General features: G+C 65.3%; 12 protein-coding genes and 2 pseudogenes. 5 read left to right on the top strand and 9 right to left on the bottom strand.

The features are described from left to right. Positions 1–175 precede the first annotated feature (175 nt). The 6 genes and pseudogenes from FDZ84_RS28550 to FDZ84_RS38135 form a co-directional block, all read right to left on the bottom strand. A complete protein-coding gene (locus FDZ84_RS28550; protein ID WP_168588386.1) occupies positions 176–1,393 on the bottom strand; it encodes a CdaR family transcriptional regulator in 1,218 nt (405 codons plus the stop codon). 123 nt (positions 1,394–1,516) lie between these two features. Further along, positions 1,517–2,818, bottom strand: a complete 1,302-nt coding sequence (locus tag FDZ84_RS28545) for an FAD-binding oxidoreductase (RefSeq protein WP_168588385.1) — start codon at positions 2,816–2,818, stop codon at positions 1,517–1,519. A 252-nt stretch (positions 2,819–3,070) separates the two neighbouring features. Beyond that, positions 3,071–3,289, bottom strand: a pseudogene (locus tag FDZ84_RS28540) (transposase); the annotation flags it as partial. 27 nt (positions 3,290–3,316) lie between these two features. Further along, positions 3,317–5,647, bottom strand: a complete 2,331-nt coding sequence (locus tag FDZ84_RS28535; RefSeq protein WP_168588384.1) for a tyrosine-type recombinase/integrase — start codon at positions 5,645–5,647, stop codon at positions 3,317–3,319. Further along, positions 5,644–6,465: a site-specific integrase gene (locus tag FDZ84_RS28530; RefSeq protein ID WP_210435178.1), complete on the bottom strand. Its 822-nt coding sequence runs from the start codon at positions 6,463–6,465 to the stop codon at positions 5,644–5,646. Before FDZ84_RS28530 ends, FDZ84_RS28535 begins: the two co-directional genes overlap by 4 nt. Continuing rightward, positions 6,411–6,716, bottom strand: a complete 306-nt coding sequence (locus FDZ84_RS38135) for a site-specific integrase (RefSeq protein ID WP_210435177.1) — start codon at positions 6,714–6,716, stop codon at positions 6,411–6,413. Before FDZ84_RS38135 ends, FDZ84_RS28530 begins: the two co-directional genes overlap by 55 nt. A 126-nt stretch (positions 6,717–6,842) precedes the next feature. Here FDZ84_RS38135 and FDZ84_RS28525 point away from each other — a divergent pair, with 126 nt between their 5' ends. Further along, the gene (locus FDZ84_RS28525; protein ID WP_168588383.1) at positions 6,843–8,204 is read left to right on the top strand and encodes an IS4 family transposase; all 1,362 of its coding nucleotides are present in this window, start codon (positions 6,843–6,845) and stop codon (positions 8,202–8,204) included. Between the two features lie 22 nt (positions 8,205–8,226). Here FDZ84_RS28525 and FDZ84_RS28520 read toward each other — a convergent pair whose 3' ends face one another. After that, positions 8,227–8,991 (bottom strand): IS5 family transposase, encoded by a 765-nt coding sequence (locus FDZ84_RS28520; protein WP_256413584.1) that lies wholly within the window; start codon positions 8,989–8,991, stop codon positions 8,227–8,229. A gap of 294 nt (positions 8,992–9,285) precedes the next feature. Here FDZ84_RS28520 and FDZ84_RS28515 point away from each other — a divergent pair, with 294 nt between their 5' ends. The 4 genes from FDZ84_RS28515 to FDZ84_RS28500 all read left to right on the top strand — a co-directional run bounded on the left by FDZ84_RS28515 (position 9,286) and on the right by FDZ84_RS28500 (position 15,676). Further along, positions 9,286–11,364, top strand: a complete 2,079-nt coding sequence (locus FDZ84_RS28515) for a hydantoinase/oxoprolinase family protein (RefSeq protein WP_168588382.1) — start codon at positions 9,286–9,288, stop codon at positions 11,362–11,364. Further along, complete coding sequence (locus FDZ84_RS28510; RefSeq protein WP_168588381.1) at positions 11,361–12,977, top strand: hydantoinase B/oxoprolinase family protein; 1,617 nt, start codon at positions 11,361–11,363, stop codon at positions 12,975–12,977. The genes FDZ84_RS28515 and FDZ84_RS28510 overlap by 4 nt, the downstream gene beginning before the upstream one ends. Positions 12,978–13,137: 160 nt before the next feature. Next, positions 13,138–14,487, top strand: coding sequence for an MFS transporter (locus tag FDZ84_RS28505; protein ID WP_210435175.1), 1,350 nt, complete (start codon positions 13,138–13,140; stop codon positions 14,485–14,487). A 145-nt stretch (positions 14,488–14,632) separates the two neighbouring features. Next, a complete protein-coding gene (locus FDZ84_RS28500; RefSeq protein ID WP_168588380.1) occupies positions 14,633–15,676 on the top strand; it encodes a dipeptidase in 1,044 nt (347 codons plus the stop codon). A 4-nt stretch (positions 15,677–15,680) separates the two neighbouring features. On the opposite strand, the pseudogene FDZ84_RS28495 reads toward FDZ84_RS28500, so the two are convergent. Both FDZ84_RS28495 and FDZ84_RS28490 read right to left on the bottom strand, forming a co-directional pair. Continuing rightward, positions 15,681–15,975, bottom strand: a pseudogene (locus tag FDZ84_RS28495) (transposase); the annotation flags it as partial. 426 nt (positions 15,976–16,401) lie between these two features. Then, on the bottom strand, positions 16,402–17,631 hold the full coding sequence (locus tag FDZ84_RS28490; protein ID WP_168590287.1) for an IS256 family transposase: 1,230 nt from the start codon (positions 17,629–17,631) through the stop codon (positions 16,402–16,404). Between the last annotated feature and the right edge of the window lie 348 nt (positions 17,632–17,979).

Here is a 17,979-nt window from a genome sequence, read left to right as displayed (position 1 = left end):
GCCGCTCCACCCCGCCGCCAAGATGAACAGGGCTCTCCATTTGTTCAATGCCGACCAGGAACCTGGGTCCGCCTCGGAGGTCGCCGCGCGGGGAGACGAACTGAATGCGAGCTATCTCATCGGCAAGGCCGATGACCTGGTATGACAGTGATCAGCGCGCGGTAACATGGCTGTGTCACAACACTTCGATCAGTCGTGCGACCTTGAGCCCGAGATGCAGCACGAGGCGTTCGTTACCATTGTCGAGGCTGACCTGTGTGATCTCCTCGATGCGTCGTAGTCGGTAGTAGAGAGTCGCGCGGTGCACGCAGAGTTGCTCGGCGGTGCGTTTCACATCGCTTGCGTTGTCGAGAAACGTCTCCAGCGTGCTGATCAGTGTGTCGTTGCCGTGGTCCCTGGAGTCCAGCAGTGACCACAACCCGGCAGGCACACTGTGCCGGAGACGGTCCGGCGGCAATTCCGCCAGGAGTGTGTAAACGCCGAGTCGTGAGTGCTGTACGACGGGGCCGAGGACCCGGATGATGCACGCGACCCGCGCTGCTTGGCGCGCCTCCCGGTGCGATTCGTGTATCTGGGCGAGCGTTGCGCGCTGCTCACCGATCCCAACCCAGCACTCGTCGGGCGCGCATCCGCTCTCGGCGAGCACGCGCTCATGCACAGCGGCACCCAACCCGGCGAGATCGCGCTGCAGCCCCGGACGGGCGCGCGACACGACCAGCACCCCATGATCGGGCCTTTCCAGCGCGATAGCGTGCCGCGCGGGCAGTCGCCGCCGCGCGTAGTCCAGGCCGGCCGCGAGTGCGAGCCTGTCCTTCTCTCCGATCTGCGCGCCGTCATGCCGGACAAGTGTCACGGTGAGCACGGCAGCAGTGCCGGCGACGAACAAATCGTCTTCGACCAGCCGCGCGGCGGCATCCTCATGCAGCCGCGGGTCCCCAGAGAGCAGGTCTCGGACGAGCTCTCGCTCCGTGCGGCGCTCCAGTTCCCCGACCAGATACTCGCGGTGCATGATCAGCCCCGCTGTCTCGGCGGCGCTGCGCAGCGCGTCGGCGACTTCGTCAGTGACCGGACCGTCAGAGGCCAACAGCCACAGGTAGCCGAGCAAACCACCCTGGTGCCGGACCGGCATCCCCACGCGAGCGATGTTGAGCCCAAGATCCGCTTGCGCGGGCACCGAGAACAGGTCGCTTGACTGCTTGACGTCCAACCCGTCGAGGTAATCCAGCAGGCTACGAGGCACATGCCGCTGCATAATCGAGCGCAACCGTGCTTCGTCGACCTCACCGACATGCGAGGTATAGGCGAGCAGCTGGATGGCCGCATCGTCGATGGCCACCGAGCGGCCGAGACGGTTCCCGAGGCTATCGACGAGGCGCTGGAGTTCGGACGCCATCTCGGGAGATTAGCCCCGATGGCGCTCTGTGAACAGGTCCGACCAGCGCCCTGAGATCCCCCGGTTGGATGTCCTGTCAGTGCGGCGTTCGTCCGAGGGCGCCAGTCCACAGCAACGACCGCATCAACCCATCACAGTCCCTGATGTGCCGCGGTTGGGGGTACGGCGGCGTGAGAAGGCGCCGAGGTCGATCTGGTGGCCGCCGTAGCGGGTGGTGAGCTTCGTGGCGGTGCGGTCGTGGTCGTGACCGTTTTCGACTCCCTCGATGATGGCATGCAGCAGTTGCCCGACAATCGGCGCGTTCTTGAATTGGTTACCGCTGGTGCCGATCGCCACGTAAAAACCGGGGAGGTCGGTCTTGTCGTAGATGGGGGTCCAGTCGTCGGCGACGTCGTAGACACCGGCGATGCCGTTGGGATGATCGGGCACGGTCAGGTCCGTCAGCCGGCGGGCGGCTCGCATGACCTGCGCGTCGAAGAGATCTTTGGTGACCGTGGGCCTGGCTTGTTCCGGGTCGTCCAGCCATTGGAACGGGTCGCATTCGGGTTCGGTGCCGCCGATCAGGAGACCGCCGCCGGACTCAGCGCGCATGTAGGTGCCCAGATCCATGTCCGCGATCGCTATTCCGGCCGGTCCGTGCGCGGCGATGCTCGGCGGGGCGCTGACGTGGTGCACTTCCTGGCGCATCGGCCGTACCCGTACCGTGAACTCGCCGCCGACCTCGGCGAGCTGGTTGAGCTGAGACGACCAAGGGCCCGCGGCATTCACGACGATGGGCGCGTGCACGACCTCGGCGCCGTCGAGCACGACCCCCTCGATACAGTCATGGTTGTGCAGCACGGCGGTCACCGTCCGGCGGAGCAGGAACCTGGCGCCGTGACGTTCCGCGGCGGAGGCGAGGTTTTGCGCGGCCAATTGCGGATCGGACACGAAACCGGCGTCCGGGGTGTAGAGCGCGCCCAGTTGCCCGACCGGGGCGGCCCAGAACCGCGCGTCCTCCGGGCGGGCGGGCGGCCAGAACCGCCCGACCTCGATCCCGGGAATCTCCCTCACTAACCTCGCCGCGTCCCAGACCTGGTACGGGATGCCGGCGCGGTCGAACAGCGGAAGATAGCGGTCGTGCGGCGCGATGTCGACGTCGAGCATGGCGAGCCCGGACCGGTGAAAGCGGGCAAGAGGCTCGCGACTGCCCGCGCCGAGGTGGTCAGCCCACTTCTCCCACCCGAATTTCGAATCCCATGCCGTGGCCACACCGGCCCATGACGAGAAGTTGAATCGCACCACCGCGCTCGACGCGCTGGTGGATCCGTGGCCGACGCCGCCCGCTTTGTCGACCACCACGGTGTCGTATCCGGCGCGGCTGAGTTCGAGGGCGATCGATGCGCCGATCACACCGGCGCCGACGATGATGACATCGCTGTGCATGGACTTCCCATCCTTCGCTGACACATATGCGGCAAGCCCATGGGTTCCGCTGAGTTTCGCCGGACCCGGCCGGGCAGACAGCGAACCAGTCAACACCGTCCCCATCGCGCACAGCATCAGGCAGATGTCACTTGCCGGCCCCTGTGGTTGCGACACATGTCGCGACCACAGGCGGCGCTGGAAGATCGTCGGCAGGGAGCCGAGGCACTCGGCCGTCACTTGCGCCTGAGAGACTGTTGGGTAACTGGGTGGTTACGCAGCGATGTTGGTTTCGGCGGTGAGTCGGCGGGCGGCTTCGCGTTCGGTGGCGTTGGACCACTTGACGGTCTGGTCGGCGAGCCGGGTGGCCATGAGGCGGATCATCGCGAGTTTGATCATGTTTTCGGAGTTCGCGGTCAGGCGTTCGTAGTCGCGAGCGAGGCGACGGTTGCGGATCAGCCACCCAAAAGTTCGTTCGACCACCCACCTGCGTGTTCTGTGGAATCTGATTTGTCAAGTTTATTCCCGTTTGCCCTGGTTGACGGCGACGATCGGCAGCAGGGTCGCCGGCGCGGGGACGCCGATCTCCCGTGGGCTGGCCCCGGCTGGTGTGGGGACGTCGGCCAGCCTCTCCAGGAGGTTGTCCAGGGCGTCCTGGCCCTCGTCGACTGCCGCTCGTTCGTCGTCGGTGAGTGGGATGCTGGCTAGCATCCGCTGCAGGTTTTCCTTGGCCTCCAACAGTTGCGCTTTGCTGGAGTCCTTCGGCGTGTAGAAGTCGCAGCGAGCGCAGGCCATCCGATGTAGACACTGCTCGAAGAACGTGTAGGTGCAGTAGCCGTGCCCGAGGTCGTAGTACTGCCACGGTTCCCCTGTCGCGGCCGCCCCGGAAGCGACGGCATCGCGATCGACGAGCACCTCGATGGTTCGGACGTTGCGGGCGAAGTAGCCGGCATCGCTGTAGGCCCTGGCCAAGGTGTTCGGGGTGATCTTCGCGTATCGCTGAGTCGCTTCCGGAGTCCGGTGCCCGAGCCATTCCTGCAGCTCGAACAGCGTCATCGGTTCCTTGGCGTTGTAAAGCTGGCTGGCGATCGTGGACCGGGCCCGATGGCTGGTGATGTTGCCTCGGACGTCGGCGGCCGGGACGCCGGCTTTGCGGCAGAGCATCGGGATGATCGTCTCATTGATGTAGTGCTTACTGACCCGCCGTGCTCGGTTGGCGAACAGGAAATCCACCCGTTCGCCGGTCTTGCGGTCCACCAGAGCGGGCTGGTTCGGCCGCGTGACCTCCCATGCCTCGAATGCCTTGCCCAGCAAGGGATCGACAGGCTTGGTGAACGCGGTGCCGGTCTTGTGAGTGGGGATGTCCAACAGACAGACTGCATCCTCGGCGAGGATCTCGTGCGAGTCACCAAGAATGGGAAATCCGTCATGCTGCCAACGGATGCAGCCGACCCGCAGGCGGACGATCTCGTCACTGCGCTGGCCGCTGAACAACCAAGCCAGGGCCACCGCGCGCAGGAGCTCGATCGGGTAGCGCAGGCTGTTGTAGCTGGTCGGCAAGTCATTGGGCTGGATGTTCAGCCCAGCCCATAGCAGCTTGGCCCAGATCTCGTCGGCGATGACCCGGGGATCGGGTCCGAGCATCGCCAGGACCGTTCTGGGAGTGGCGAGAGCCCGAATAGGGTCGAAGCGGCGCGGGATCCACTCCCATTCCTGGCAGTCGCGGAAGAACGCCCTGGTCGCGGTCAGGTATCCAAACTTGGTCTCTGCCGAGATCGGCTGCCCCGCCCTGTCGCCGAGCCCGCCGCGCCGCTGGTTGTAGTCCCCGATGCTCATCCGATCCAGCGCCGCGATCCAGGACGCGCAGATTTGCCGAGTCCAGTCGGCAGGCTCGGTGATCTCCGGGTGCTGCTCGGCGAGCCATCGTCCGATCTTGGACAGCACGGTGCGGGCGGTCGCGCGAGCCTTAGACGAGAGCGTCGAAGTGTCGTGCCACCGCTCGACCCAGTCCGCCCACGACCGCGCGGTCCCCTCGATCTCGGGCATCCGCCCGCGGAACGGGGAGGGCGGAGGTTCGCAGAAACCGAGCGAGGCCACCGCGCGTTGGATGGCATGAAGGGCACCGACGTGCGGGCGTCGCATGGCTGGATGCTGGCGCAGCCAGGCGAACGCCTCGGTGGTCAGGCTCTCCAGCAACGGGCTGCGGTTGAGCAGCAGGGCTTGGCAGAGGACCGGAGAAACTCGCGCGTCCGCACCGGAATCGATCCGGTAGCCCCATCCGTCGAGCACCCGATTGACCTGTTCTTGGGCGTGGTCGACGAGTTCCTTGCCGAACACGCGCCAGCTCAATGGGAGGCGCTGGAATCCGCCGAGACGGTCAAAGGCGGTGAAGCCACCAAGTAGATAGGCGTATGCGGCGAGGGTCGACCGCGCGGTCCCGTCGACCCAGCCCGGAGTGGACGCACTGAACGTTGCGGCGCTGGTGCCGACCAGCTGGAGCCAGTCTTCGGCGGTCCAGCACCAGAATGTCCTGCGCTGGTGGGCGCAGCGCAACAGAACGAGGGCGATGGCGTCGTTCACGCCTTGGCGGTGGTATGCGCTGTCCGGGCACCACAGTGACGCCCGGACGTCGTCCAGCGGGCGGAGCAGCCACCCGATGGCCGTCCATGCCGGAATCTGTGGGTCGTGGCGGTCAGGCCGGCGGCGAAGGGCCGTGTCCAACTGCTGAAGTGCCGAAACCTCTTGGGACGTGAGTTCGGCGCGCTGCTGGTAGCGAGAGGGGTCGAACGGCCATGTCCAGGTGAGGTCCGCAGCCGTCGTGGTGACGGCCGCCGAGGGAAAGGTGGTCACCGGGACGCGGCTCCCGTCGCCTGCCCGCCGAGGCGGGCGAGCATGTCGATGCGCCAGGAGTGGATCTGCTCCATGCCCTTGGTGAGCTTCTCTGCCAGGTCTCGACCGGACAGGTTGATGTAAGCGAGTGTGGACTCGGTTGAGCGGTGGCCGGCGAAGGTGGCGATGGCATGCAGTTCCCAGCCCATCCGGGCGAGGTCAGTCAGACAGAGGTGCCGGGTGGTGTGAGTAGCGAAGCGCGGGATCCCGGCAGCCAGTGCGATCCTGCGGATGACTTTCGACCAAGTCCACAGGCTCAGCGGCTGAGCGTGGTTGCGGCGGGACTCGGACAGAAACAACGGTCCGCGCGCCCGGCTGATCGTGGCGCGATGGGCGAGGTAGCCAGACAGCAGCACCCCAGTTGGCGCGGAGTACGGCACGACGCGCTCCAACCGGTTCTTCGTCGTCTCTGCCCGCACCCGCAGCGTTCGATGGGCCGGGTCGAGGTCGTCGGTGCACAGCGAGCACAACTCCTCCCGGCGCAGCGCGGCATCATAGGCCAGCGCGAGCATCACTCGGTTACGGATCGGCTCCTCAGCAGCGACACCGAGGATGTCCCGCCACTGCTGCTCCGTGGGGATCCACGGCAGCTTGGTCATCCTGGGCACGAGGCCCCGCTGATGCCCGCCGCGCCGACGTCCGGGCGTGTAGCGGCCCCGGCCGACCGGGTTGGACTCCCGCAGCCCCTCTTCCATCAAGTAGTCGTAGAACAGCCGAACAGGGACTAATCGCTGCTGGATGGTGGCATTGGCCAGGCCCGAACCCGAGTCAATCGCCACCACGTTCGCGCCGCGGCGGCTGGTCGTTCGTTCAGCTCCCGCACATAGACAGCGACGTGAGCCCGGTTCGCGGTCACGGGGGCGACGCCCTCGCGGTCGCACATCTCCAAGTACTCGGCCAGGCCGCGGGCATAGGCGTCGATCGTCCGAGGTGCTCGCCCGAGGTCGGTCCACACCCGCAGCCACTCGGCCGCCCGCTCGTGCTTGCCCAGCACCGGCCACTTCTCCTCCAGCACCACCGTGCTGCCCAACGTGTCTCCCTAGTCCCAAGGCCGTGTAGTTAAGGCGTGAGCCGGTTTGTCAACCCCCCCGGGAACGGGCAACGGAGTCCCTGCTAGAACGGTGTCGACCAAGATCACCAAATAACAGGAACTCCGTTGGATACCCAGTCTGTCATCACCCGCACGATCACCGTGTCCGGGGGCCGGTTCGCACCCGGCCACCTCGGTGAACTCACCCAGCACCTGCCCTTCGAGATGGTCGATGAGGCCCTGACCGCCACCCGCACCACGCAGTCCCGGCTGCGGGATCTGCCCTCACGCGTCGTGGTCTACCTGCTGCTGGCCGCGTGTCTGTTCCCCGAGATCGGCTATCCCGGCGTATGGCGCAAACTCACCGCCTCGCTCACTGGCCTGCCCCTGGTCATCCCCACCACCAGCGGACTCGCGCAAGCCCGCCGCAGGATCGGCGTCGCGCCCTTGCGATGGTTGTTCGACCTGCTCCGCGGACCGGCAGCCACGGTGGGGCAGCGCGGAACCTGGTGGCGTGGCCTGCTGGTCTGTGCGATCGACGGCACCACCCTGACCGTGCCCGACAACCCCAGAATGCTGGCCCGCTTCACCAAACACCGCGGCAACCACGGTGGCACCGGCTACCCCCAGATCCGGCTGGTGGCCCTGCTCGCCTGCGGCACACGCACCCTGATCGACGCGGTGTTCGGCCCCACCACCACCGGCGAGACCACCTACACACCACACCTGCTGCGCAGTCTGCGACCAGGGATGATCCTGCTGGCCGACCGCAACTTCGGCGCCAAAGACCTCATCACTGAGATCGCAGACACCGGCGCCGACGTCCTCGTCCGGCTGAAAAACGGCCGCAAGATGCCAGTCCTGGCCCGATACCCCGACGGGTCCTACCTGTCGATGCTGGGCCGGCTGCTGGTACGGGTCGTCGAGTGCGAGATCACCATCTCCACCACCGCCGGCCGGCACACCGGTGTCTACCGACTGGCCACCACACTGACCGATCACCAGCACTACCCGGCCGCCGAGTTGATCACCTTGTACCACCACCGGTGGGAGATCGAAACCGCCTACCTGGAACTGAAATCGTCCATCCTCGGCGGCCGGGTGTTACGCGCCCGCACCCCGGCCGGTGCCGAACAGGAGATCTACGCCCTGCTGGTCACCTACCACCTGCTGCGCACCGCGATGGCCGACGCCACCAACACCCAACCCGACATTGATCCCGACCGAGCCAGCTTCACCATCGCCTACCAGGCCGCCCGCGACCAACTCATCCAGGCCGCCAACGTCATCGCCGACACGGTCATCGATCTGGTCGGCACCATCGGCCGCCACATCCTGGCCAACCTGCTGCCCGCCCGACGACTACGGGTATGTCCCCGCATCGTCAAACGCGCCATCTCCAAATACCAGGCCCGAGGCCCGAACATCGACCGAACCAGCTACAAAGCCACTGTCGGCGTCGACATCCTCACACCCGCAGACCCTTGACGATCACTACAACAGCCAAACTTCACGGCCTTGTCCCTAGTCCGTGGTCACTCCGCAGGAAGATGTTCTTCCCTGCGGTCAGATTCCACGTAACTAGTAGCAGCACCTGGAACCCCTTGACATCGTCGCTGCGTTTGACGATTTCCAGTACCAGTCCGAGTTTTTCCTTCGCCCAGGCCAGCAGGCCGTTGACGACGGAGTTGGCGTATCCGCCATCGGCCCACACCAGTGCGATCGAGGGGAACCGGGCGGCCAGGCGCCGCAGGATCTCGCGCCCGCCGCGCTCCGCGCGGTCCTGCACCGATGCGGAGGTGACCATGATGACCAGCAGCAGGCCGAGGGTGTCCACGACCAGGTGCCGTTTGCGGCCTGTCGTTTTCTTGCCCATATCGAACCCGCGTTCCTGCCCTCCCTCGCTGCTTTTGATGGACTGGGCGTCGAGCACGGCCGCCGACGGGTCCGCCGTGCGTCCGGCCTGGCGCCGAACCTGATCGCGCAGCGCGTCGTGGACACGGTCGATCGTGCCGTCGGCACTCCAGTCCCGAAACCAGCGATAGGCCGCGTCCCAGGGCAGCAGATCGCGGGGAATCATCCGCCACTGACAACCCGAACGCAGCACGAAGAAGATCCCGTCCAGCACTAGGCGATCATCGTATTTCCTTGCCATACCGCCCTTTCGGCGGTCCCGTACCGGCATCAACGGTTCCAGGACCGCCCACACCTCATCGGTCAGACTGGACGGATAACATGGGCGGCGATCATCCCCGCCGATATCGCAGTTGCACACACAACAAGATCACGGCGGGGATGATCTCTTTGTCATCCCGACACGCAGGCCGCGATCAACATCACGCCACGCTCAGTATCGTCCCAGTTACCCAACAGTCTCTGAGATCATCAGACGTCCTCATGAAATGTGGTTTTAACCGCGACAGTGGTCAACTGGTAACAAAGAAACACGTTTCGACATCTGTCGTAAACAGGAGCTCCGCATTGTCACGTATGGATGAGGCTTCCCCGCATGGCGTGCCGCATTCTACTGACCACACAACCGTCCTTTGGTTCATATCCTGGAGTTCGCATGGTCGAGTCTGACAGCCAGTCACGGGCCGCGGCCGACGTCGGTGGAACGTTCATCGACTTCGTGGCCGTCGACAGCGCGACCGGGCGCGTTTCGTTCGACAAACAACCAGCCAGTTCGGGAAAACTCGTTGAGGAGTTCATGGCCGGTCTGTCGAACATGGGCCTGCCAGGCATTACTATCTCACAGCTGTTTCATGGCACGACGGTGGCGATCAACGCGGTGGTCCAGGAGCGCGGCGCTCGGGTCGGGTTGGTGACGACGGCCGGATTCCGTGACGTGCTGGAGTTGGGCCGTGGTGCCCGGCCGGAGGTATACAACTACCGTTACGCGCCACCCGCGCCGCTGGTTCCGCGTCACCTGCGGCTTGAGGTGACCGAACGGATACTGCCGACCGGTGAGGTGCTGATGCCGCTGGCCATCGATGAGGTGGACGCCATAGCGGCGACTCTGAAAGAGTCCGATGTGGAGGCCGTCGCGGTCTGTTTGTTGCACGCCTACGCCAATCCTGCCCATGAGCAAGCACTGGTTGAGGCCTTACGCGCGTCTCTTCCTGGTGTCGCGGTCACGGCGTCGCACGAGATCGCGTCGGAATGGCATGAGTTCGAACGTACGTCCTCGACGGTGATGAACGCCTACGTGCAACCGCTGTTCGGCCGGTATGTCAAGGAATTGACCGCACGATTGGCTGAGGACGGATACCGCGCGCCGCTGGGCATCATGCAGTCCAATGGCGGAGTCCTGTCGGCCGAGCGCGCGGCGGAGTTGCCGCTGCGCACCCTGATGTCCGGTCCGGCCGGCGGCGTGGTCGCTTCCCGGGAGCTCGCCCGCGAACACGGCATCGAACACGCGATTTGCGCCGATGTCGGCGGCACCACATTCGATGTCGCGCTGGTCGTCGACGGCGATTTGGTGGAACGTACCGAGACGAAACTCGGCGGCCGCCCCGTCCTTGGTGCGACGGTCGACATCACGTCGGTCGGGGCCGGTGGCGGGTCGATTGCCTGGGTCGACGACCGCGGCGCGTTGAAGGTCGGCCCGCGCAGCGCCGGCGCCGTCCCCGGGCCGGTCTGTTTCGGCAAGGGGGGTGTCGAGCCCACCGTCACCGACGCCCAGGTTCTGCTGAGACTGCTGGATCCCGACCAGTTTCTCGGCGGCAGGATGAAACTCGATCGTAGCGCGGCCGAAGAAGCCGTCCAGGAACGCGTGGCCGCGCCGTTGGGCCTGGAGCTGATGGCGGCCGCCCTGGGCATCGTGCGAATCGCCGAAACCAACATGGCAAACGCCGTGCGTGCGGTCACGGTGGGGCGCGGCTTGGACCCCAGGGACTTCGCGTTGATCTCCTACGGCGGAGGAGGTGGATTGTTCGCGGCACCCGTCGCCGACGAACTCGGCGTCACCCACGTCGTCGTACCCGTGGCGGCGGCGAGCTTCTCGGCGTGGGGAATCCTGTCCAGCGATTACACCGAAGACGCGACGCGCACTCGGATCATGCCGCTAAGCCCCGCGAATTCAGCCACCATCGAGCAGGTGCTGCGGGAATTGGCGGAGGACGTGACTTCCGGGCTGTCCGGATACGGGTTTTCCGGGGATCTCCTGCAGGTTCAGTACGGCGCCGATGTGCGATTCGTCGGCCAGCACCACACGGTGACCGTTCCGGTCGAGTCGACGTGGCTGGGGGAACCCGATGCGTTGACCGGGGGTGTGGAGCGGGCCTTCCGAGCGCTCCATGACCGAATGTACGGTCCACGCACACAGTACAGCGTGCTGGAGATCGTCACGCTACGAGCCCGCGGCACCGTGACGGTGGCCAAGCCCAAGCTTCCGCTGCTGGAGGCGCGGGCCGAGGCGGCCCCGCTGGGAACACGCGATGTGTATTTCGCCTCAGGCGTGGCGCAAACCCAGCTCTACGATCGACTTCAGATCGCCAATGGACAACGGATACCGGGGCCGGCGCTGGTCCTGGAGTGGGGAACCACCACCCTGGTCCCCGCTGGGTGGTCGGCCACCCACGACGAATCCGGAAATCTGCACCTGACCTCTACTCGCCACACGGACAATTCTGGAGCGCGACGATGACCACATCCACGAACGCGAACACCGCTGGTCCGGTGAGGGTTGATCCGGTGACCAGCGAAATCATCAACAATGCCCTGGTGGCGACCGCACACGAGATGAACAACGTCATCGTGCGCACGGCGTTCAATCCGCTCCTGTTCGACACCAAGGACTTCGCGATCGCCGTGCTCTCGCCGGACGGCGAGTTGTGGGCGGAAGACCCCGGACTGACCGTGTTCATCGGGTGCTTACCAGCCACGATCAAATCCGGCATCGCGAAGATCGGGCGGGCGCACTTTCGCGACGGCGACGTGCTCATCGTGAACGACCCGTATCTGACTGGCACGCACATTTCGGATAGCACGATTTACATGCCGGTTGTGCACGAGGGCGAACTCGTGGCCTTCGTCGCGGTGACGGCCCATTGGGCCGACATCGGTGGCCGCACCCCGGGCGGCTGGGACATGACCTCCACGGAACTGTTCCAGGAAGGATTGTGCTTCACTCACCAGTGGCTGGTGCGGGAGCACGAACCGGTTGAGGACATGCTGGATTTCATCGCCGCGAATGTCCGATTCCCCGATCTGGTGCGGGGTGACCTCGACGCGCAGATCTCGGCCTGCCGTATCGGCGCGGCGCGTCTCGTAGCGCTGTGCCGGCGGTATGGGCCAGAGACCGTCCGCGATTCGATGACCCAGGTCGTCGAATCCACCAAGGTCGCGGTCGCCAAACATATCGCCGCGTTGCCCGATGGAAGTTACACGCAGTCCGTGGACATGGACTACGACGGAATCGACCCGGACATCCGCCCGCGATTGTCGGTGACGATGACCGTACGCGGCGACAGGGTGACCGCTACCTTCGACGGCACGAGTGGCACGGCCCAGAGCTCGATGAATGTGCCCGCGGTAGGGACGCGGAGTGCCGTGCTGGCTGCGGTCAAGGGACTCCTGGCGCCACTCGAGATGACCAACGAAGGACATTTCGCCAATATCGACTTCGAATTTCCGGCCGATTCACTGATCAACCCTCGGCGACCGGCAGGTTGTGACTCCTACGGTCTGGTGGCGGATGCTATAGGCGAACTCACGCTCATGGCACTGTCCCCCCTGTTCCCGGAGACGGGCAGGGCAGGCTCGTACCAGTTGTTCGGAGTCTATTTGATGCGCACCAACCCGGCGTATGGCGACCCCTTCATTATGATCGAACCCATCGTCGGCGGCCATGGCGGCCACAGCGCCGGGGACGGCTCAACGGTGATCTTCGGCCTCGACGGCGACACGCTCAACCTTCCGACCGAAGTCATGGAGAACCGTTACCCCCTCCGCTGTCTCCGCTATGAACTCGCACTCGACTCGGCCGGAAACGGCGCGTCGCGGGGCGGATGTGGAGTCTTGCGCGAGTACCAGATTCTCGAAGAAGGAACCATCCTGACTTACGCCAACGAAAACACGCGCAGCGTGCTCGCGCGCGGTGTCGATGGCGGTCACGACGGGCAGCCGAGTTACCTGGTCCTTCACCCGGGTACCGACCGCGAGGAAGTACTCAAGATGCGCAGCAATGACGCCGCGGATTTGCGACCCGGCGATGTCCTTCGAACCGTCAGTGGTGGCGGCGGCGGCTGGGGCGTCTAGCCGACCCCTGTCATCGAGAGATTCTCGTACCCTGCTACTACAACGACCCCGCCGTCACTTCGTCCGCTACGAAAGAAAAAAATCCCGGCGGGGTCGTCCCAACTTTCGCAATGGAATTCGCCCCCTCCCCCACCTTTTCTTTCTCTTTCTGGAGCCTCACATGCATTCCGATGATACGCTGGATGCGCAATCTACGAGCGGAACCACGAGTTCGGAAACGCTACCGATCGGTGCGGCGTTCGCCCAGATGTCCCTTAACTCGGCACATGTCAAGATCGGTATCGCGCTCTTTGTCGCATTCGCGATCGAAGCATGGGAGATGCTGCTTTTCGGCTATATCACGGTAGACCTCCAACATGACCTGAAGATCAGCGTGGTGCAGGTCGGACTGGCCATGTCGGCCTTGTTCTTCGGGATGATCCCGGGCGCGGTCGTGGGTGGCGCCGTGGCGGACCGGATAGGACGGAGCAAGACGACACTCTACAGCTTCGCCGCGTACGGCGTGCTCGCTCTGGCAAGCAGCTTCATGCCCACCTTCGGACTTCTGCTGGTCACCCGGGCACTCGCTGGATTCGCGCTCGCCGGGTGCTTCACGATCGGCTTTCTGTATTTCGAGGAGCTGCTGCCGGTCCGCAGCCGGGGCCGGGCAACGGTGTATCTCGCGGCGGGCACTCCGGTCGGCTTGCTCCTTGCGGTTGGGGTGGCCGCGACCTTCGGGACTCAGAGCTGGCGGCTGGTCGTCGCCATCAGCGCCGCGGCCAGCCTGTGGGCCCTGGTTGTTTACCGCTGGGTGCCCGAGTCGCCCTACTGGCTCGCGCGGCAGGGCCGGTCCAGCGAGGCGTACGACGTGCTCGCCCGGCTTGGTGCCACCGGACTGAAGCGCGACCGGCGATTGACCGTGCCGAATTTGCGTCGTGGCTCGCTTCGAGAAGTCTTCCGGGGTGGACTCGCCCGGATCACAGCCCTGCAGGTCCTGATTAATTTCCTCTACTCATGGGGTTTTTGGGGTGTCCAGGCGTGGATGCCGATCCTGCTGCAGAACCGGGGCTTGTCGGCGGCGTCCAGCCTTGGCTTCGTGGCCATCAGCGCCCTGTTCATGGTGCCCGGCTACATGAGCGCATCCTGGCTCACCGGTCGCTTCGGCCGAAAGAAGATCTTCCTGGCCTACGTCCTCGGCGCCGCCGTCGGGGGTTACCTGTTCGCCTTCGCGCACTCGGTCGCCGCGCTCTACGCGGGCGTATTCGTCCTGAACTTCTTCAGCCTCGGCGCATGGGGCGTGTGGGATGCCTGGCTCGGGGAACTGTATCCCTCCCCGGTTCGTGGCATCGGATCCAGCCTTGGCTTCTCGGGCCAGCGTGTCGCGAACACCGTCGCCCCGACCGTTGTCGGGATCATGATTGCCCAGACCACCGGCTTCTCCACGACGGTCCTGCTCATCGACATCTTCCTCGTTGGCAGCGCCGTGCTCGCGCTTGCCCTGCCCGAGACGGAAGGGAAGGAACTGGCTTGACGGAACCGGCATTCCCATACGCCATCGCCCTCAGCCGAGGGCGATGGCGTATGGGAATGACCTCGAATAACAGGAGCGGATCGGGACCATGGCAGAGGATGATGTGGCTTTTCGCTCGATGAGGAGGACGATTGTGGAACCCGCGATGCTGAACGAGGTTCTCCGGCTGCACCACGAATCTGTCGTCGCCGACGCCCACAACGACCTGCTGATGCTGGTCACGCGGCGCCCGCGATCGGCGTGGGCGTCGTACTTCCGCGAACGCTGGTACCCGCAGCTGCGCGAGGGCGGCGTCGACGTGCAGGTGCTTCCCGTGTACATCGACAACGAATTCCGGCCGGAGGGCGCCCTCCGGGAAACGCTACGGATGATCGAAGCGGCCCAGCGGATCGCCGAGGGCAACAGCGACGTTGTCGCGCTGTGCCGCACCGGCGCGGAACTCGATGCCACACTCGCCGCCGGCCGGATCGCGCTGGTGCTCGCCCTCGAAGGCTGCCCGCAGATCGACGACGACATCGAACTGCTCCAGACCATGGCACGCCTCGGTGTGCGGATCGCGTCCTTCACCCACTACGGCCGCACGATGCTCGCGGACGGATCGGCGGAGGACGCGACCGGTGGCCGGCTCACCAGGGCCGGGGCCGACGCGGTCGCCCTGCTCGAGCAACTTGGCGTGCTGGTCGACGTCTCGCACGTCGGACGCGCGAGTGTCGAGCACATCCTGGAGCTGGCGGCCAGGCCGATCGTCGCGACGCACTCGTCCGCCTACGCCGTGCACCGCCACCACCGCAACCTCACCGACGACCAGTTGCGCGGGATCGCCGCCACCGGCGGCGTGATCGGGGTGAACTTCTTCGCCGGATTCCTCACCGACGAGAAACCCAGGATCGAGCACCTGGTCGAGCACATCGCGCACATCGTCGACGTCGCCGGGGAAGACCACGTCGGGCTCGGCAGCGACTTCATCGCCGAAGTGCTCGAGGAGAAGGTTCCCCCGTGCGACCGGCCACTGATTCTCGAAGGCGCCAACACAGAGATCCTGGTACCCGGTCTCGAAGGGCCCGTCGGCCTGCCACTGGTCACCGATGCTCTGCTGCGCCACGGCTTTTCCGAACCGGTGATCCGCAAGATCCTCGGCGCCAATTTTATCCGCGTTCTCGAAGGGAAAACGTGCAATAGTACACGGTAGACACCGCGGCCAACAGCTGCGCGAGGATACGCGCATCGACCTTGTCGGTCTTGACTTTCGCCTCGGCGATCGCCCGTGTCTTGAGTGGGTCGGACACCACCACGCGCGCCACACGGGGCGCGAGCAGTGCCACAATGGCGTCGCTGTTGCCGGTGGCCTCCAACGCCACCTCGTCATCCGCACGCAGCGTCGCCGCCCATGCACGCAACCGCTCCGGCCGACACTCCACCTGACCAGCACCGGTCACCGCACCGTTGTCACACACAGCGATCTGCGCGAAGTTCCCGGTGCACATCCAGCCCGATCGACCGTCCCATCACCGCCTCCTCCGGCCACGTCGATCAACAACACGGAAACGGCAGGGCGAAACGACACCTACGGATTCGCGCTCACAGCGCAGCCGGACCACCGGACCAGCCGCAGGGGCGGCCAGCTACTAACACGGGGCTCGCAGCCCATCGAGTAAGAACGGCCTGCCCATGCTCGTTTCCCAACGACGCCCCTGTTCCGGACGGTCGCACCGTACGACTAAACCCCACCCGGGGCCCGGCCAGCCAGACGAACAACGTAAGGCGCAACGACTTTCATACCCGTTACGAACGCAATTATAATAAGTCACTGCCGGGTAGACGGCGGGATTCGCACCCGCCGTCCCCCACAGATCCGGACGTGAGCCTCTCCGGTGGGGGGCTGTCAAGTTTTCGGTGTAACTGTTGTTTTCGGTTTTATCGGCGTCCGGCGGACAGGCGTCCGTCGAAGGTGATCTCGAAGGCGTTGAGGGCCTTCTTCCAGCGGTTGGACCAGCGCTTGCGGCCCGTCCCGGTGGGATCAAGACTCATGATTGCGAGATAGACGCACTTCAAGGCAGCCTGCTCGCTGGGGAAGTGGCCGCGAGCGTTCACCGCGCGGCGGATGCGCGCGTTGATGCTCTCGATGGCGTTGGTCGTGCAGATGATCGTGCGGATCTCGGTGTCGAACTGCAAAAACGGCACGAACTCCGCCCACGCGTTGGTCCACAGCCGCACGATCGCCGGGTACCGGGACTCCCACTTCTCGCTGAACTCGGCGAACCGGTCCAGCGCCGCCTGCTCGCTGGGTGCGGTGTAGACCGGCTTGAGGTCCTTGGCGATCGCGCTCCAGTCCTTACGGGAGGCATAACGGAAACTGTTGCGCAGCAAGTGAACGATGCACGTCTGCACGATCGTCTGCGGCCACACCTGCGCGATGGCCTCAGGCAGGCCCTTCAGCCCGTCGCAGACCACGATGCAGCAGTCGGCGGTACCCCTGTTCTTGATCTCGGATAACACCCGCAGCCAGTACTTGGCGCCCTCCCCGTCGCCGTGCTCGCCGGCCCACAGCCCAAGGACGTCGCGGGTGCCGTCCACGGTCACCGCGAGCGCGACGTAGATCGGCCGGTTGGCCACGTTACCCTCGCGGATCTTGACGTGAATGCAGTCGATGAAGATCACCGGATAGACCGGGTCCAACGGCCGGTTCTGCCACTCGGCCATCCCGTCCATCACCCGGTCGGTGATCGTGGAGATCGTCTGCTTGGACACCTCGGCCCCGTAGATCTCGGCCAGGTGAGCCGAGATCTCGCCGTGTGTCAACCCCTTGGCGGACAACGAGATCACCAAATCGTCCACCCCGGACAGGCGGCGCTGCCGCTTCTTCACGATCGCCGGCTCGAAACTCCCGTCACGATCCCGCGGCACGCTGATTCCCACCGGACCGGCCTCGGTCAGCACCGTCTTGGCCCGTGTGCCGTTACGCGAGTTGCCGCCGTCGCGGCCAACCGGGTCGTGCTTGCCGTAGCCGAGATGATCATCCATCTCGCCGGCTAGCGCGGCCTCGGTGACCAGCTTGGTCAGCCGGCCCAGCAGCCCACCCTCACCAGTCAGCCGCAGCCCTTCGGCACGGGCCCGATCGGCCAGCTGCTGGATCTGCTCATCCATCACCGCCAGGTCTGCCGCGGCGGCCTCGCTGGCCTGCTCGGTCTTCACCTCAGTCACTGGTGCCTCCTACATCTCAGGAGTTACACCGTTAAAATTACAGTCCCCTCGGTGGCAATCCCCTTAAACCGTAGAGGGTTGATTTGTAGGGATGTTGTTGGTTGTGGTCAGCGCCGCGCTGCTGGGGCGGGCGGGGCCGTGGGTCCTGCCCGTGCCGCTGCGCGTTAGGGGCCGTAGAGGCTCCGGGGTCAAGGGCGGGCCGTAGGCCCGTCGCGTAGCGATCGCGAAGCGACCCTTGAGGCCGGAGGAGCGGCCCCGTAGCCTTGCGCGGCGCGGTCTGGTGCGGACCGT

This window comes from Saccharopolyspora sp. ASAGF58 (assembly GCF_012277335.1).
GTDB lineage: Bacteria > Actinomycetota > Actinomycetes > Mycobacteriales > Pseudonocardiaceae > Saccharopolyspora > Saccharopolyspora hattusasensis.
Note: the sequence above shows the minus strand (reverse complement) of the source record. Positions and strands in the feature narration are given on the sequence as shown.

Bases quoted from the DNA above. Each gene is read 5' to 3' on its own strand.
- FDZ84_RS28550 (WP_168588386.1), bottom strand. From the start codon at position 1,393: ATGGCGTCCGAACTCCAGCGCCTCGTCGATAGCCTCGGGAACCGTCTC.
- FDZ84_RS28545 (WP_168588385.1), bottom strand. From the start codon at position 2,818: ATGCACAGCGATGTCATCATCGTCGGCGCCGGTGTGATCGGCGCATCG.
- FDZ84_RS28515 (WP_168588382.1), top strand. From the start codon at position 9,286: ATGGTCGAGTCTGACAGCCAGTCACGGGCCGCGGCCGACGTCGGTGGA.
- FDZ84_RS28510 (WP_168588381.1), top strand. From the start codon at position 11,361: ATGACCACATCCACGAACGCGAACACCGCTGGTCCGGTGAGGGTTGAT.
- FDZ84_RS28505 (WP_210435175.1), top strand. From the start codon at position 13,138: ATGCATTCCGATGATACGCTGGATGCGCAATCTACGAGCGGAACCACG.
- FDZ84_RS28500 (WP_168588380.1), top strand. From the start codon at position 14,633: ATGCTGAACGAGGTTCTCCGGCTGCACCACGAATCTGTCGTCGCCGAC.
- FDZ84_RS28490 (WP_168590287.1), bottom strand. From the start codon at position 17,631: ATGGATGAGCAGATCCAGCAGCTGGCCGATCGGGCCCGTGCCGAAGGG.